Here is a 2,804-nt window from a genome sequence, read left to right as displayed (position 1 = left end):
GTTCAAATACGGTTCGGGCACCGGCTCCAACTTCTCGCTGCTGCGCGGCGAAGGCGAAAAGCTTTCGGGCGGCGGCCGCTCGTCCGGCCTGATGAGCTTCCTCAAGATCGGCGACCGCGCGGCGGGCGCCATCAAGTCGGGCGGCACGACGCGCCGCGCCGCCAAGATGGTCATCGTCGACGTCGACCATCCCGACATCGAGGAATTCATCGACTGGAAGGTCAATGAAGAGCAGAAGGTCGCCTCGCTGGTGACCGGCTCCAAGATTGTCAAGAAGCACCTCGAAGCGATCATGAAGGCCTGCGTAAATTGCGAAGGCCATGACGACGACTGCTTCGATCCGGCGATCAACACCGCGCTGAAGCGCGAGATCAAGGCGGCCAAGAAGGACGCCGTGCCGGAGAACTATATCTACCGCGTCATCCAGTTCGCCCGCCAGGGTTACACCTCGATGTCGTTCAAGACCTACGACACCGACTGGGATTCGGATGCCTACCTCACCGTTTCCGGCCAGAACTCCAACAATTCGGTGTCGCTGAAGGACAACTTCCTGCGCGCCGTCGAGGCCGATGGCGACTGGCAGCTGACCGCCCGCAAGGACGGCAAGGCGCTGAAGACGCTGAAGGCGCGCGACCTGTGGGAAAAGATCGGCTACGCGGCCTGGGCGTCGGCCGATCCCGGCCTGCACTTCAACACGACGATGAACGACTGGCACACCTGCGCTTCGGCCGGTGCGATCCGGGCCTCCAACCCGTGCTCGGAATACATGTTCCTCGACGACACGGCCTGCAACCTCGCTTCGATCAACCTTCTGCCCTACCGCAATGCCGACGGCACGATCGACATCGCCACTTACGAGCACACGGTGCGGCTGTGGACCATCGTGCTCGAAATCTCGGTGATGATGGCGCAGTTCCCGTCGAAGGAGATCGCCAAGCTCTCCTACGAATACCGCACACTCGGCCTCGGCTACGCCAATATCGGCGGCCTGCTGATGACCTCGGGCATACCGTACGACTCCGACGAGGGCCGCGCCATCTGCGCCGCGCTTACCGCGATCATGACCGGTACGGCCTACGCCACATCGGCCGAGATGGCCGCCGAGCTCGGCGCCTTCCCGGACTATGACCGCAACGCCCAGAACATGCTGCGCGTCATGCGCAACCACCGCCGCGCCGCCTATGGCGACAAGGACGGTTACGAGAAGCTCGCCGTCAATCCGGTGCCGCTGGTCGCCGCCGACCTCAAGCAGCAGGAGCTGGCCGCCCACGCCCGCGCCGCCTGGGACCGCGCCATCGAGCTTGGCGAGGAGCATGGTTATCGCAATGCGCAGGCGACCGTGATCGCGCCGACCGGCACGATCGGCCTGGTCATGGATTGCGACACCACCGGCATCGAGCCCGACTTCGCGCTGGTCAAGTTCAAGAAGCTCGCTGGCGGCGGCTACTTCAAGATCATCAACCGCGCCGTGCCGGAAGCGCTGCGCACGCTGGGCTATACTGAAAGCCAGATCGCCGAGATCGAGGCCTATGCGGTCGGCCACGGCAACCTCAACCAGGCGCCCGGCATCAATCCCGGCTCGCTGAAGGCCAAGGGTTTTTCCGACGACAAGATCGCAGCGCTGAATGCGGCGCTGAAGTCGGCCTTCGACATCAAGTTCGTCTTCAACCAGTGGACGCTGGGCGCCGACTGGGTGAAGGAGACGCTCGGCTTCACCGACGAGCAGCTCGGCGATTTCTCGTTCGAGATGCTGCCGGCGCTGGGCTTCTCGAAGAAGGACATCGAGGCCGCCAACATTCATGTCTGCGGTGCCATGACGCTGGAAGGCGCGCCCTTCCTGAAGGCCGAGCACCTCGCCGTGTTCGACTGCGCCAGCCCGTGCGGCAAGATCGGCAAGCGCTCGCTGTCGATCAACAGCCACATCCTGATGATGGCGGCGGCGCAGCCCTTCATCTCCGGCGCCATCTCCAAGACCATCAACATGCCGAACGAAGCGACGGTCGAGGACGCCAAGAACGCCTATATGCTGTCGTGGAAGCTGGCGCTGAAGGCCAATGCGCTCTACCGCGACGGCTCCAAGCTGTCGCAGCCGCTCAATGCCTCGCTGCTCGCCGATGGCGAGGAGGATGAGGACGAAGCGGTCGAACAGCTGATCGCGGCGCCCGCCGCGCAGCGCGCCGTGCAGGTGACGGAAAAGATCGTCGAGCGCGTGGTGGAGCGGCTCTACCGCGACCGCGAGAAGCTGCCGAACCGCCGCAAGGGCTACACGCAGAAGGCAGTCGTTGGCGGCCACAAGGTCTACCTCAGGACCGGCGAGTTCGACGACGGGCGCCTCGGCGAAATCTTCATCGACATGCACAAGGAAGGTGCTGCCTTCCGCGCCATGATGAACAACTTCGCCATCGCCATCTCGCTCGGCCTGCAGTACGGCGTGCCGCTCGACGAATATGTCGAGGCCTTCACCTTCACCAAGTTCGAGCCGGCCGGCATGGTGCAGGGCAACGACGCGATCAAGAACGCGACGTCGATCCTCGACTACGTGTTCCGCGAGCTCGCCGTTTCCTATCTCGCCCGCCACGACCTCGCCCATGTCGACCAGTCGGACTTCGACAAGACAGCGCTCGGCCGCGGCATCACCGAGGGCAAGGCGACGCCGTTCTCGAAGGGCCTGACCCGCGGCGTTTCGCCGGTCAAGCTAGTCTCGGGCGCCGGCGGTGATCCCAAGGGCTTTGGCGGCTCAGCCCCGACGACGTCCCCTGCCCGCGCGGCGCCCACCGCCTTCTCCCGCTCCAACGTCCTGACGC

Annotated in this window: 1 protein-coding gene; it reads left to right on the top strand. The window is 64.5% G+C overall.

Going from position 1 to position 2,804, the window contains the following annotated elements:
• Positions 1 to 2,804, top strand: a 2,804-nt coding sequence (locus EOA33_RS30955; RefSeq protein WP_127407370.1) for a vitamin B12-dependent ribonucleotide reductase, incomplete at both ends; no start/stop codon positions are given.

This window comes from Mesorhizobium sp. M4A.F.Ca.ET.050.02.1.1 (genome assembly GCF_003997725.1).
Classification (GTDB): Bacteria; Pseudomonadota; Alphaproteobacteria; order Rhizobiales; family Rhizobiaceae; genus Mesorhizobium.
Note: the sequence above shows the minus strand (reverse complement) of the source record. Positions and strands in the feature narration are given on the sequence as shown.